We start from the raw sequence: 12,391 nt of genomic DNA on the forward strand, positions 1-12,391 counted from the left end.
CCACACACTCCCCCCACCCCACTACAACCAGCACCAGCGCGCGGGGCGCGCGCCCACCCGCCCGGCGCCGTTGGCGGCGCCTTCTTTCCCCCGCGCAAAAATGTCGGCGTCCCGAGGCGCGTCGCTCAGCGGGCAGGACGAGCTCACAGTTGTAGGCGAGGGCGCGGCCTGGCCGGCGGCCCGCCTACCGTGCGCCGCGCCGCCGCAGCAGGATCGTCAGCGTCGCCCGGGCGTCGCGCCGGCGCTCCGGGCTGCGGGAGAGCACCGACGACGCGGCGACAGTGACCACGGCTCCGGTGTAGGTCAAGCCGGTGATGGCGGTCAGCACGGCCGCGTCGTGGAGTATGGACGGCAGGACGGGCATGGGATCCCCCTCGGGCAGTTCGCCCCGGCGGTCTTGCCCGCGGGGCTTCGGTGCCACAGGTATCCCTTGACGGGAGGCTGTCCGGCGATGTCCGGACAGCTGGAAGCAGCGGAAGTGCGCTGGTCAAACGGGATATGACGAGGATTCCGGCGAAGTTGTCGCCGGACAGGGGGTGGAGACAGGGCAGTTGGCGGAGGGGGCTGAAGTGCCGAGCCTGGCCCGGCACTCCGACGTCATTGATCCTCGGAGCAGCCCACCGCGCGGCCATGGCTCGCGGGCGACTGGGACACGTGTCAGCGTGCGCGCGCTGCCATCCAGCCGGCTCGATACGGTCTCCCCGCATACGGAGTCCGCGAGGTCGACGCGGGGGCCCGTCGGGCATCTCGCCTGTCGCTGGAACGAAGAGTCCCCGGTGCTTTCCCGCCCGCCCGGCGACACCACTGCCTTGAGATCAACAGCCTTTGCTCCACTGCGTACTCGACCTGGACCGTCCTCAGGCGGCAAACTCGGCACAGAAGAAGGGAACCCGCCGTATGAGTGCACAACCCGTACATCACCTGCAGGCCCAGCCGTCCCCACCGGCCCCGGCGGCCGGCGCCAAACTCCGCTCCCGTATCGCCGCGCACGAAGCCGCCGAACGCTGGCTTCCCGCGTTCGAGCGTGACTGGGGCGCTGCCCTGGAGGAGTCCCGGCAGACCTTCGACCTCACGGCGCTGCACGAGGTGCTCCGTGAATGGCAGGGTCGGCTCGACACCGCGCCCGCCGTCGCAGCACTCATCGCCTCGGGGTTCGAGGACACCGACAGCGTCGCCCTGGAGGACATCATCGGGGCCCGCAAGTGAGCGATGCCTGGCCCGCCCGACTGGCACCGCAGGCCTCCGCATACCTCGCCGAGCTCGATCCGACCGTCCAGGAAATGGTCCGCGACGTTCTCGACATCGCCTCTCGGTCCCCGTGGTCCTGGCCCCAGTGGGACCGCACCGACCCGGAGGGCGAGGACGTACGGCGGGCGTCGATCGGCCCGCTCACCGTCGTCTACTGGGTCAACCGCAGCCTCGGCCACCTCCGCGTCCTCTCCATCGTCTGGGCCGGCTGACGTCGCACACCGAGCACTTGAGTCTGCAGGCCACGAAGTCTGCTTCCCGCGCACGCGGGGATGCCCCGAGGAACGGCATGACCTGGGCACCGACGTCCCCCTGCTCCCCGCACATGCGGGGATGACCCCTGCGTGGCCGACCACGCCGAACGGAACGCCATCTGCTCCCCGCGCATGCGGGGATGACCCCGGCTTCGTGAAGGCGCACCGCCGGTTCACGGAGTGGAGCCGAGCCAGGGTTTGGGGCAAGCTCCACCGCGTGGTCTTGGACGAACTCGGTGCACGCGGGGATCGGGACTGGTTGCGGTGCGCGGTCGACTCGGTGAATATGCGGGCCCTCAAAGGGGGGACCTGAAAGGTCCGAATCCCGTAGATCGCGGCAATAAGGGCTTAAAGATCTACTTGATCACCGAGAGTCCGGTCTGCCTCTCTCGATCGAGATCTCCGGCGCGAACACTCACGACAGTCAGGGCCTAGAATCTCTCGTCCGCGGCATCCCGCCCATCCGCTCCCGCCGTGGACCGCGTCGACGACGGCCCGCCAAACTCCATGGCGACAAGGGGTACGACTACGACCACCTGCGAAGGTGGCTGCGCTCTGGCAACATCACCCCGCGTATCGCCCGGAAGGGCATCGAATCCTCTCAGCGCCTGGGCCGGCACCGTTGGGCCGTGGAGCGAACCGTGGCCTGGCTCGCTGCATGCCGCCGTCTGCACCGCCGACTACGAGCGCAAGGCCGAACACTTCCTCGCGTTCGCCAGCATCGCCGCCACCCTCATCTGCTGTCGGCGTCTGGACGGGTGAGCCGGTTCATGCGACTCCGAGGAAGCCCGGGTCGGTGCCGTCGAACTGAAGGCACGAGTCGCGGCTCACGCCAAGGAGTTCCGCCATGGGCACCGCACGACGGCTGGTCGCCGACAGATCCTGGCGGGCCTCGGCTGACCACAACGGCGGGAAGAACGACAGTCCCTGCCGACCGTCCAGCACGGAGACCTCACTGCGCCAGCCGTCCCACCGCAGGCCTTCATAGAACTCCTGGAGTCCTCCGGAGAAGATCCAGGACAGCCACGCCGAGTGGCCGGCGCCCAAGGCCTCCCACCCGAGCGCATCAGGGGCGAAGTAGAGGATCTCGCCCGGCTCGCCAGGCCGACCGGACTCACGGGGGTTGCCCCCGTTGAGGGCGAAGACCCCGCCCACCACGTCGTGCGCAACCACGAGACCAGCACCAGGCCGCCATGCGGGATCGAATGTCGAGGGCATCGCGTTGACCTCGGCCAGGCCAGGCATTCTGGCGTCACTCGGGCTTCCGAAGATCCGCAGCCATCCACCGTCCACGAGGAGACCGCCGCAGTTCAGTACGATGCCACCCAAATTCGACCGGGCGGAGACCTGTAGTTGCAGCAGGGAGGCTCGCCCTTTCCGGACATCGCCGGGCAGCACTTCAACTGGTATGTCGGTGCCGGACAGCTCCTGAAGGAGGAGCGGCCAGGCTGGATCGTCGACGTTGATCAGTTCATTGTCCTCGCGCATCCTGGCATCGTCGCACCAGTGCCCAGAGGCTCAGTCCGCCGGGTTACTGTCGGACGACACGAGAGTGTCAGTGGTCGGCGACACGAGTTGTGGCAGTGGTAGCCGCAGCTTCTGCCGGACGACGCGAGATTGTCAGCATGAACAAGGGCCCTCCATGTGGAGGGCCCTCCGGTTCCGATGTGGTTCACATTCCGAGGCGGTTCACGAACTGAGCGAGAGAGTTTCCGGCGTCGCCGATCACGTCGAAGGCCGAGTTGACGATAGGGAGCAGGGGTGATGCGGAGGCAGGGCCGGCGAGGAACAGGGACAGACCGACGGCGAGCCCGGCCGCTCCGAGCAGTGTGCGTGTCTTCATGTCGTGATCAGCGCACGCTGTGGCGACGGGACACTCGGGTCTCGGAAACGAACGATTCCGGGACGGCCGCCCGCCACGTCGTCCGGAGCTCCGAAGCCGTCCCGCAACGGATGTTGTGCGCAGAGTAGATGTCAGTGCGGCGCAGGGCTTTGTCAGGGGGTGGGGTGTCTTCGTAGTTTTGTCAGCGCGGAATGCTTCCGGGCCCTCCGGCAACCGGCGGTCACTCTGTCCACGTCCTTGCCAACATGACATCCAACGATCCGGTCATACGTCCCTTGCTCTCCACCGCCCCCGACTGGCCGCACTGCGGGCACGGGGCCGACCCGGCAGCCGACCCCGTCGGCTGCCGCGGCCGCCGGGTCGAGCCGTATACCGGATGCTTGTCCCACCTCAGTGACACCGACCGCTCCACGTACCTGGCCGGCTTGCAGCCTGGCTCTGATATCGATCACCGCGGCACAACCTTGAGCGAGGACCTTCTTGCGGAGCTACTTGCCCCGCTTGTCCCTGCCGGGGATCGAGCCCCTCACTTCGGCGCCGTGCAGTTCGGTCATTCCCGTTTCGAAGGCCTCGCCGGCTTCTACTTCGCCCGTTTCTCCGGCCATGCATGGTTCTTCGACGCCCAGTTCGAGGGCCATGCTGCCTTCGACAGCGCCAGGTTTGAGCAGGGTGCCGTGTTCATCAGCACCCGGTTCCGTGACAATGCTGCGTTCCACAAGGCCCTGTTCTCCGGCGATGCCTCGTTCCACCATGCGACGTTTTCCGGCGACACTGGCTTTATCGGTGCTCGGTTCGACGGTGACGCATCATTTTCGTCCTCCGAGATGCACAGCGGAGCGAGGTTCACCGAGGCCCGATTCTCCGGACGCGCTGGCTTCGGCGCTGTGACGATCACCGGTGACGCCGACTTCGGTGGGGCCACGTTCGAGAAGGCGTCAGGACTGGGCCCGGTGGTCTGCGGGGGCGGCATCTCCCTCTCCGGTGCTGCCTTCCACAACCCGGTGACCATCGAGGTGGCCGCCCCCACCCTCACCTGCCAGCGGACCCATTGGGCAGCCAAGGCTGAGCTGCGTCTGCGATACGCCACCGTCGACCTGAGCGATTCGTTCACTGAACATCCGGTGACCATCGCAGCTCATACCCAGCCCTTCACGTACGGCCGTGAACGACTGGCCGAACCCGGGCTGAGAGATCCTCGCGTACGCGTCACGTCCCTGCGGGGTGCGGACGCCTCCCACCTGGTGCTCACCGACGTCGATCTCACCGACTGCCTGTTCACAGGTGCCATCCATCTCGATCAGCTGAAAACGGAAGGGCGATGTCCCCTGCCAGCCACCCCCACTGGCGTGCGGTGGCAGGGAATTCGGCCGACTCGATGGACACCCCGGCTCACGTTGGCGGAAGAGCATCACTGGCGAGCCTCGCGTAGCACGGGCGCGCACGGATGGATTGCTGCTGAGCAGGGAGCAAGGGTCCTGGAGCCGACCACGCTGGCACCGGTGTACCGGCAGTTGCGCAAGTCCTTCGAGGACAGCAAGGACGAGCCCGGTGCCGCCGACTTCTACTACGGCGAGATGGAGATGCGCCGCCACAACCGGCACACTCCCCGCGCGGAACGGGCACTGCTGGCCGTCTACTGGGCCATGTCCGGGTACGGGCTGCGGGCCTCGCGTGCGCTCGGGTGGCTGCTGCTGGCCATGACCAGCACCATGCTCGTGATGATGCTGTGGGGACTGCCGAAGGACGCCCCGAAGCCGACGTCCACCGGTACGGTCAACGGCTCCCGCGTCACGCTGACCACCGACACCCCCGATCCGGTCAACCCCGACGGACCGCTCCAGAAACGCCTGTCGGCCGAGCGATTTGAGAAGTCGCTACGAGTGGTCATCAACTCGGTGGTGTTCCGCTCCTCCGGCCAAGTCCTGACCACACAGGGCACCTACACCGAGATGGCAGCCCGTCTTGGCGAGCCAATCCTGCTGGGGCTTGCGGTGCTCGCCATCCGCGGCCGCGTGAAGCGGTAGCCGACCCTGTCGTCGACTTCACGACGATGGGCTCTGCAGCCTGCGGATGCTTCCTGAGCCGCCGGTACCTACTGACACGGACTCTGCGCATCCCACTGACATCAACCCTGCGCACGACAGTCGTCCGACAGGGATGGGGGAATCTTGGCATGCTCATGTCAAACGCACACGAGAATGTCAGTGCATGACGACACGTACATCTGTCAGTGAAGTGTTCCTGCACGTCACGGGTGCCAGAGCTGGGGTTACTTGCTTGGCCGAGGCGGCTGAGAGGGCACCCCAGCAGGCGCTCTTGAGGTGGCTGGGGACATGATGCCGCTCGTGACGAACAGCCCGCAGACGCCTCCGGCCCGGATCCCGGGCTATGACGGAGGCCCCTTCCGCCACCAGCCCGAGCTCCTGGACGAGTACCTGTTCTGGCTGGTCCACCTGCACCTAGACGAGTAAGTCCAAAGTGCTCGGGTCAGTGGTCGTAGGCGATCAGTGAGCGGGTGGTGGGTGTTCCCGTCTGCCGGTTGTGCCAGATGGCCGCGGTCAGGGTGAGGATGCGTTGGCCGACGCGGGCCAGGACCCCGGCGGGGGTCCTGGCGCCGTGGCGTTCGAGGTCGAGTTGCCCTTTGAGGGTGTCGTTGACCGACTCGATCAGCTGCCGGATCGGCTTGAGCAGATGCTCACCCGGCCGGGGCTGCCGACGAACGTGAAGTCCTCGTCGACATGCTCACCGGCGACCGGGACCTGCTGGCCACGCAGACTCCGGATGGCCGGACGGTCTGATCTCATCGCTGGCGAGCGAATTGGTCGAGGGCCTTGAGTACATGGGCGCGGGTCGTGTCGCTGCCCAGATGGCCTGCGTTACCGACGACGGTCAGCTCGGCATCGGGCCACGCGCGGGCGAGCTCCCATGCGGTATCGAGTGGGCCGGCCAGGTCGAGCCTGCCGTGGACCAGCACGCCCGGGATACCGGCCAGGCGGTGCGCATCGCGCAGCAGTGCGCCTTCCTCCAGCCAAGCGCCGTGGGAGAAGTAGTGCGAGCAGATGCGGACCAGGGCCAGTTGCGCGGCCGGCGGGCGGTCGCCGTACGGGTTGGAGGAGCCGTTCGTTTCCCCGGACAGGACCGCGTCTTCCCAGGCGCACCAGTCGGCCGTGGCCTTCTCCCGGACCGCGGCGTCCGGATGTTCCATCAGATGTGCGTAGGCCGCGACGATGTCACCGTCCCGTGGTGTGCCGCCGGCTCCTTCGAGGAAGCGTTCCCACTGCTCGGGGAAGAACCGGCCCGCTCCGCGGTAGAGCCAGTCGATCTCGGAGCGCCGGGTGGTGGTGACGGCGGCGATGACGATCTCCGACACCCGCTCCGGGTAGGTCTCGGCGTAGGCCAGGATCAGCGTGGATCCCCACGAGCCTCCGTAGAGCAGCCAGCGGTCGATACCCAGGAGACTCCGAAGCCGCTCCATGTCGGCGATCAGGTGCCGGGTGGTGTTGTGGCGCATGTCGGTCGTGGGTTCGCTTGCGTGGGGGGTGCTGCGGCCACAGCCGCGCTGGTCGAACAGGACGATCCGGTAGCGGTCTGGGTCGAAGTACTGGCGTGCCCCGGTCCCGCATCCTGATCCCGGTCCGCCGTGGACGACGAGGGCGGGCTTGCCGTCCGGGTTTCCGCAGACTTCCCAGTACACGAGGTTGCCGTCGCCGACGTCGAGCATCCCTTTCTCGTACGGCTCGACCGGCGGGTATAGCTCGTCCATCTTCCAGACCTCCTGGCAACCAAATGCAACATGAACAAGACCTTGCAGTAGACAACATGGCTGAGGTGACACCTTCGGCGACTCCGGCACCTGCCCGATCGGCGGGGCTGGGTTCTCGGCTGGTCACCGACGATTGTCGGGCGGCACGACGCGGGGGTCAGTGATCCGTGGCGCGTCTGCGGTGGCCGCGGCTTCGTCGTACGCGGCGAAGGTGCGGTACAGGGTGGATCGGCCGACGCCGAGGTGCGCGGCGACCGCCGTCCGGCCGGCGGCGACCACGACGCGCTCACCTTCCTCACCGCGCTCGCGTATGCGGACGGCCCCTCACCGCCGACGCGCTCGCGGCCGCCCTGTACTGGACCCGCCACCGGCTCGACGCCGCCCTTGACCACGCCCGAGCTCACCCCGACGCAGGCGGCGTGCTCGTCCTGCGGCACGTGCCACCCGAGGCGTACACCGCCACCCCTCGCCTCGACGTCCTCGACTCGTACCAGGTCGACGCCCTCACCGGGCGGAAGAGGCCCCACGCGTCAGCACGCGGCCGATCCAACCTGCCGAGGCTGAGGTCCTCCTCCGCGTCTGGGTCGACGGCGGAATCGACCCGCACGACGCCGCCCAGCGCCAGGCCCTTGAAGACCTCGCCGCCGCCGAGATGGTCACCCGCGGCGACATCATCGACCGGTTCCACGACAACGTGCTCTACAGCCTCCGGATGCTCTCCGAGCCGTCGCCGCCTACTGACACGGACTCTGCGATCCCACTGTCATAACCCTGCGCATCCCGCTGATATCCACCCTGCGCACGACATGTCGGTGGACACGGGAACGTCAGTGGATTGGACAGCAGAGTGACAGTGGCCTGTGCCTCTGTGCTCGGCCCATGACCCAACGCATCGGTCTGGGCGGTCGCAAGGGACCCACCCCCGCCCTTCGCTCGTACAGCATTCCGCTGGCTTCCGCGGTTGGCCCCTGCTCCCTCCCGCTCTTCTCACCGGGCTCCACACGGGCCAAGTTCCCGGCGGGTACCCCGATTCCGCCGCGTGGCTAAGGCCAACCGTCCAGTCAACGCCGCAGGCTGGTGCCAGCGCGGCGCGAGTGCGTCACTCCAGACTCCAACAAGGCCGCGAGTAGGAAGGGCGGATCATGGCCAGAGGCGTGTCTTCTTTTCCCTCTAAATCCGATAAATCTGAGGCATCCGACCAAGATCTTTGGATTGAAGTGTTGAGGACGTGGCTCCCACCCCCAGGCGGGGGCGGCAGCGACAGCGGTGGAGGTGATGAAGGAGGTGGCGGAGGACGCTGGGACGAAGGTGACGGGCCGGTGCGGCTCGGCCTCTACGCTGCCTTCGCACGCCTTGTCCGGCACGGATTGGAGGTGCCGGTGCCACAGGTGCACGACAGCGTCGGCGTTGCTCTCGACGTGCTGGCGAACTTGCGCAGGCGGCCCTCGGCACGGGCGGTGGAACTGTTCATCGAGACCAGCGTGGTGGCGGCGGCATCGCGGGCTGTGAACGGTGAGCAGCCGCTGCTTGCTGAGGATCTGCAGAGCTTTGCGGCCTCGTTCGAGGTGTTCATGGATGACTGGTGGGACGGTCTGCCGGTTTCCCCCGACGAGCCATAGCGGCAGCCCCAGCAGGTAAAGGTGGACGAGCCGTGCTGAGAAGACGGCGGAATGTGGTTCCGACTGCCCAGACCTGGGCGTGGCTGAAGCGCCAAGCGCACTACCAGCTCACCCGGCTGGCGTACCTGGCCGGAGGCCTGGCTGGCCTCGGCCTCTTTGGGGCTGGCGACCTCGGCAGCACGATTTTCACAGGCTTGCCGTGGCTGCGCGCTCTCTTCATCCTGAGCGCCATGGCCGCTGGCGTGCCCCTGGCAAAGGCCTGGGTGAAATGCCTTCTACTCGACGCCGTGATTGACCGGGAGCATGGCCACGAGCTCACTGCCTCCCGCGGCTGCGAGGAACTGCCACCCATCATTCAGCGATACGTACGCGCCGCCATCGTCCTCATCATCCTCAGCGCTGTGCTGCTTGTTGTGGCCGCATTCTGGAGCGCGGTTGTGAGCGGCAACGGCGCGGGGTGACCCACGGCCACCGCATCCGCCGGGCGGTGGCCGATGGTCGCACCGGCCCCGGACGGCTCCCCCCGCCCGGCAGGTTCAGGTACTCAGTCCAGCAGGCTGTTGATGAAGGAGCCGTCTTCGCAGATCAGTCGCTCATCACAGCCAGTGAAGGTGCACTCATTGCCGCTGAGGAGCCAGAGTTCCCGGGCTACCTGGCCCAGGGGCTCCATGCGGTTCGTCATCGACTGCTTACGAGATGCAGGCACGGTAAGAGTCAAACCCTTCGGTCGAGCTGGGCAGGAATCCGGGAGACCCTCAGCTCCTTGAGGTCGGGGATGTGGTTGTAGAGGGTGCCCACGGACACACCGAGGAGCCCCGCGATCGTCTCGATGCTGTTCTGGGGGTTGGGCAGCATGTCGCGGGCGGCGCGCAACAGCTCGTCAGTGACTACGGTGGGCCGGCCGCCGACGCGGCCGCGGGCCCGCGCGGCGGCCAGGCCCTCGTGGGTGCCCTGGACGATCAGTTCCCGGATGAACTCCGCCAGGGCTGCGAAGACATGGAAGATGAGGCGGCCGCCGGGGGTGGTGGTGTCGAGCCGCTCGTGGAGCGAGGTGAAGCCGATGCCGCGCTCGCGTAGTGCGGCGACCATGTTGACCAGGTCCTGGAGCGAGCGCCCGTACCGGTCCAGGGAGGGGACGACGAGGGTGTCGCCGGGCTGGAGGAAGGCGTGGCAGGCCTTGAGCTCCGGACGGGCGTCGTTCTTCCCGGACTTCTTGTCCGAGAAGATGCGCCGGCACTGCGCGGCGGTGAGGGCGTCGAGCTGCCGGTCGAGTTTTTGCCCGGCGGTGGAGACGCGCGCGTAGCCGATGCGGATCTCGCTCGGGTGGGCGGGGAAGGCGACGAGGAGGTCGTCGCCAGCGCCAAGCACGTCGGTCAGGGTGGTCACGGACGCCAGTGTGCCGTCATCTAACCAACGTTTTATGAGGATCGGCCGACGATCACCGAAAGGGGTCTGAGGGCCCTCAACAACTCCCTCAAAAACCTCCGCCCCTCAAGAACGTCCGACCACCCTTTGATGAGGGAGATCTGCGTGATCGCTAGCGCATCGCGCCCATATGTGGGGGGCGGTTCGCGATCGATTCACGCGGTCGTGTGGATGCGCGCGGGTGTTCGGGCGGGGCGTTGGACACCCCGATGACACTTCGGGCCATGGGGAGGGCGGAGGAGGACAAGCGGCGCGCGGCCGTGGCTCGGCTGGTGCAGCTACGGGCCGACGGCGACTTGGGCGCCGCGCACGTACGGCTGGTCGCCGACGGGCTGGGGGTCTCCACGCGCACGGTGTGGCGGTGGCTCGCCGACGCGGGCGATGAGCCGACTGAGCGGCAGGCCCGCCCGCGCTACATCCTCACCGAGGCCGACCGGGAGGCGTACGCCTTCTATCGGGGCAACGTCTCGGCGGTGCACCGGGCCCGCACCGCCGTCCTCGACGGCACCGGCACGACGGCCGGGGCGCCGGTGCCCGGTTTCCTCACCCAGGGCTGGAAGGGCGCGCGGGCGGTGGACCGGCGGACCCTGGCCCGGGCCTTCGACGCGGAGATGACCCCGGCCGAGCGCGAAGCGTGGAAGACCGGGGAGGCCGGGCGCCGGGCGAAGTCGGTGTACCTGCGGCGGCCGGAGGAGATCCGGGGCCGGGTGTGGGAAATGGACCACAAGCAGCTGCCGATCCTGCTTTCCCGGCCGAAGGGCAAGCCGGTCTGCCCGTGGATGACCACCATCGTCGACGACGGCACCCGCGCGCTGGTGGGCTGGGCGCTGGCCGTCACGCCGCATACGGGCACCGTGCTGACCGCGATGCGCATGGCCCTGCTGTACGACCCCGAGGTCTCCCCGTTCGGCGCGGTGCCCTCGAAGGTACGGATCGACCGCGGCCTGGAGTTCGCCGCTGGCCCCGTCCGCGACGTCCTGGCCGCGCTGGCCGTGGTCCCGCACCGGCTTCCGGCGTACCAGCCCCACCGCAAGGGCAAGGTCGAGCGGGTCAACCTGACCATCGAGCAGACCCTCATCTCCCACCTGCCCGGCTTCACCGGTGGCCCCCGTGACGCAGCCGGCCGCCTGTACGGCCCGGTCGACGACAGCCCGGCCGCCCTGCGGATCGCCGAGCACACCGGCATCGGACCGATGCGCATCGACGACTTCGTGAAACGTCTGGCCGACTGGGTCGCCTGGTACAACACCGAACGCCCCCACCGGGCCCTTCACGGCCGCACCCCGCTGGCGGCGTGGGAGGAGGACGAGGCCCCGCTGGCCCGGATCCCCGCGGACAAGCTCAGGCACCTGCTTCTGGCCAGCACCGAACGCATCATCGGCAAGGACGGCATCCGCTTCCAGGGCCTCGACTACGTCGCCCCCGAAATCCAGGGCCGCGGCGGCCAGAGCGTCGAAGTCCGCTACATGCCGCACGACGACCGGACCGTCGAGGTCTACCTCGACGGCCGCCACCTGTGCACCGCGACCCCGACCGGACAGCTCACGGCCGAGCAGACCGAGGCGTTCCGCCAGCAGCAGCGCGACGAGGCCGAACGCCTCGGGCGCGAGCGCCGCCGCGCCTCCCGGCGGGCCCGCCGCGAACTGGCGCCCATGACCGGCACCAGCCCGGCCACCGAGTCCCGGCTGGTGCCGGCGAAGACCGGCCGGGGCGCCTCCCGCCAGGCACTGGACGCCGCCCTACGAGCCCGCTCCTCCACCTCCCTGCTCGGCATCACCCCCATCACCAAGAACGAGGAGAGCTGAATGCCCCGGCACTTCGCCGACCTGACCGGCGCCACGACCCTGCCGACGGGCACCTTCCAGCTCACGCACCGCGTCGTGGACGACCTGGTCGCCAACAACGCCACCGGCGTCATCCACGGCCCTGCCGGCACCGGCAAGACATACGCGGTCGAAGCCGCCCTCGAAGACCAGGCCCGCCGCGGCGGACCTGCGGTATGCACGCTCGCCTTCACCGCCCGCCCCACCATGCGCCTGGTCGCCGACCACCTCCTGGCCGCCCTCACCGGCACCGAGGCACCCAAATCCCGCAACCGCTTCCACATCACCAACCGGCTCCTGGACCTGCTCTCCCACCCCCGCCGCCTGCTCGTCGTCGACGAGGCCCAACGCCTCAACAGCGACTGCATCGAACTGCTCCGCCACCTGCACGACGAGCCGAAGACGAAGTTCGCCCT

At 68.3% G+C, this 12,391-nt stretch carries 14 protein-coding genes and 3 pseudogenes; 9 read left to right on the plus strand and 8 right to left on the minus strand.

Annotation, left to right across the window (positions count from 1 at the left end; translation table 11 throughout):
- Positions 1-184: 184 nt before the first annotated feature.
- Positions 185-364, minus strand: coding sequence for a hypothetical protein (locus ACFV9H_RS12080; protein WP_385396694.1), 180 nt, complete (start codon positions 362-364; stop codon positions 185-187).
- 533 nt (positions 365-897) lie between these two features.
- Between ACFV9H_RS12080 and ACFV9H_RS12085 the strand changes: the two genes are divergently transcribed.
- The 3 genes and pseudogenes from ACFV9H_RS12085 to ACFV9H_RS12095 all read left to right on the plus strand — a co-directional run.
- Positions 898-1,206, plus strand: a complete 309-nt coding sequence (locus ACFV9H_RS12085) for a DUF6247 family protein (RefSeq protein ID WP_385396696.1) — start codon at positions 898-900, stop codon at positions 1,204-1,206.
- Positions 1,203-1,460 carry a hypothetical protein gene (locus tag ACFV9H_RS12090; protein ID WP_385396698.1) on the plus strand — a complete coding sequence of 86 codons (258 nt, stop codon included), beginning with the start codon at positions 1,203-1,205 and terminating at the stop codon, positions 1,458-1,460. The genes ACFV9H_RS12085 and ACFV9H_RS12090 overlap by 4 nt, the downstream gene beginning before the upstream one ends.
- A 196-nt stretch (positions 1,461-1,656) precedes the next feature.
- Positions 1,657-2,264: pseudogene (locus ACFV9H_RS12095) on the plus strand (IS5 family transposase); the annotation flags it as partial.
- 6 nt (positions 2,265-2,270) lie between these two features.
- Here the strand turns inward: ACFV9H_RS12095 and ACFV9H_RS12100 are convergent.
- A complete protein-coding gene (locus ACFV9H_RS12100) occupies positions 2,271-2,990 on the minus strand; it encodes a DUF2625 domain-containing protein (RefSeq protein ID WP_385396700.1) in 720 nt (239 codons plus the stop codon).
- Between the two features lie 184 nt (positions 2,991-3,174).
- Positions 3,175-3,345: a hypothetical protein gene (locus tag ACFV9H_RS12105; protein WP_385396702.1), complete on the minus strand. Its 171-nt coding sequence runs from the start codon at positions 3,343-3,345 to the stop codon at positions 3,175-3,177.
- Positions 3,346-3,590: 245 nt separating this feature from the next.
- Between ACFV9H_RS12105 and ACFV9H_RS12110 the strand changes: the two genes are divergently transcribed.
- Both ACFV9H_RS12110 and ACFV9H_RS12115 read left to right on the plus strand, forming a co-directional pair.
- A complete protein-coding gene (locus ACFV9H_RS12110; RefSeq protein ID WP_385396704.1) occupies positions 3,591-5,369 on the plus strand; it encodes a pentapeptide repeat-containing protein in 1,779 nt (592 codons plus the stop codon).
- A gap of 321 nt (positions 5,370-5,690) precedes the next feature.
- A complete protein-coding gene (locus ACFV9H_RS12115) occupies positions 5,691-5,816 on the plus strand; it encodes a hypothetical protein (RefSeq protein ID WP_385396706.1) in 126 nt (41 codons plus the stop codon).
- A 16-nt stretch (positions 5,817-5,832) separates the two neighbouring features.
- Here ACFV9H_RS12115 and ACFV9H_RS12120 read toward each other — a convergent pair.
- From ACFV9H_RS12120 to ACFV9H_RS12130, 3 genes and pseudogenes are all read right to left on the minus strand, one after another.
- Positions 5,833-6,051, minus strand: a pseudogene (locus ACFV9H_RS12120) (IS982 family transposase); the annotation flags it as partial.
- Positions 6,052-6,145: 94 nt separating this feature from the next.
- On the minus strand, positions 6,146-7,108 hold the full coding sequence (gene pip / locus ACFV9H_RS12125) for a prolyl aminopeptidase (RefSeq protein ID WP_385396708.1): 963 nt from the start codon (positions 7,106-7,108) through the stop codon (positions 6,146-6,148).
- A 123-nt stretch (positions 7,109-7,231) separates the two neighbouring features.
- Complete coding sequence (locus ACFV9H_RS12130; RefSeq protein WP_385396710.1) at positions 7,232-7,387, minus strand: hypothetical protein; 156 nt, start codon at positions 7,385-7,387, stop codon at positions 7,232-7,234.
- 1,040 nt (positions 7,388-8,427) lie between these two features.
- On the opposite strand from ACFV9H_RS12130, the gene ACFV9H_RS12135 reads away from it, so the two are divergent.
- Positions 8,428-8,727, plus strand: a complete 300-nt coding sequence (locus ACFV9H_RS12135; RefSeq protein ID WP_385396712.1) for a hypothetical protein — start codon at positions 8,428-8,430, stop codon at positions 8,725-8,727.
- Between the two features lie 32 nt (positions 8,728-8,759).
- Positions 8,760-9,188 (plus strand): hypothetical protein, encoded by a 429-nt coding sequence (locus ACFV9H_RS12140; protein ID WP_385396714.1) that lies wholly within the window; start codon positions 8,760-8,762, stop codon positions 9,186-9,188.
- A gap of 83 nt (positions 9,189-9,271) precedes the next feature.
- Here ACFV9H_RS12140 and ACFV9H_RS12145 read toward each other — a convergent pair whose 3' ends face one another.
- On the minus strand, positions 9,272-9,433 hold the full coding sequence (locus tag ACFV9H_RS12145) for a hypothetical protein (protein ID WP_385396716.1): 162 nt from the start codon (positions 9,431-9,433) through the stop codon (positions 9,272-9,274).
- Positions 9,434-9,441: 8 nt separating this feature from the next.
- The gene (locus ACFV9H_RS12150; RefSeq protein ID WP_385396718.1) at positions 9,442-10,113 is read right to left on the minus strand and encodes a recombinase family protein; all 672 of its coding nucleotides are present in this window, start codon (positions 10,111-10,113) and stop codon (positions 9,442-9,444) included.
- Between the two features lie 263 nt (positions 10,114-10,376).
- On the opposite strand from ACFV9H_RS12150, the gene ACFV9H_RS12155 reads away from it, so the two are divergent.
- Entirely contained in the window at positions 10,377-11,957 is a 1,581-nt protein-coding gene (locus ACFV9H_RS12155; protein ID WP_385396720.1) for a Mu transposase C-terminal domain-containing protein, read from the plus strand.
- Positions 11,958-12,368: pseudogene (locus tag ACFV9H_RS12160) on the plus strand (AAA family ATPase); the annotation flags it as partial.
- Positions 12,369-12,391 lie beyond the last annotated feature (23 nt).

It is taken from the genome of Streptomyces sp. NPDC059874, assembly GCF_042731135.1.
GTDB lineage: Bacteria > Actinomycetota > Actinomycetes > Streptomycetales > Streptomycetaceae > Streptomyces.

Bases quoted from the DNA above. Each gene is read 5' to 3' on its own strand.
- ACFV9H_RS12080 (WP_385396694.1), bottom strand. From the start codon at position 364: ATGCCCGTCCTGCCGTCCATACTCCACGACGCGGCCGTGCTGACCGCC.
- ACFV9H_RS12085 (WP_385396696.1), top strand. From the start codon at position 898: ATGAGTGCACAACCCGTACATCACCTGCAGGCCCAGCCGTCCCCACCG.
- ACFV9H_RS12100 (WP_385396700.1), bottom strand. From the start codon at position 2,990: ATGCGCGAGGACAATGAACTGATCAACGTCGACGATCCAGCCTGGCCG.
- ACFV9H_RS12105 (WP_385396702.1), bottom strand. From the start codon at position 3,345: ATGAAGACACGCACACTGCTCGGAGCGGCCGGGCTCGCCGTCGGTCTG.
- ACFV9H_RS12110 (WP_385396704.1), top strand. From the start codon at position 3,591: ATGACATCCAACGATCCGGTCATACGTCCCTTGCTCTCCACCGCCCCC.
- pip (WP_385396708.1), bottom strand. From the start codon at position 7,108: ATGGACGAGCTATACCCGCCGGTCGAGCCGTACGAGAAAGGGATGCTC.
- ACFV9H_RS12155 (WP_385396720.1), top strand. From the start codon at position 10,377: ATGGGGAGGGCGGAGGAGGACAAGCGGCGCGCGGCCGTGGCTCGGCTG.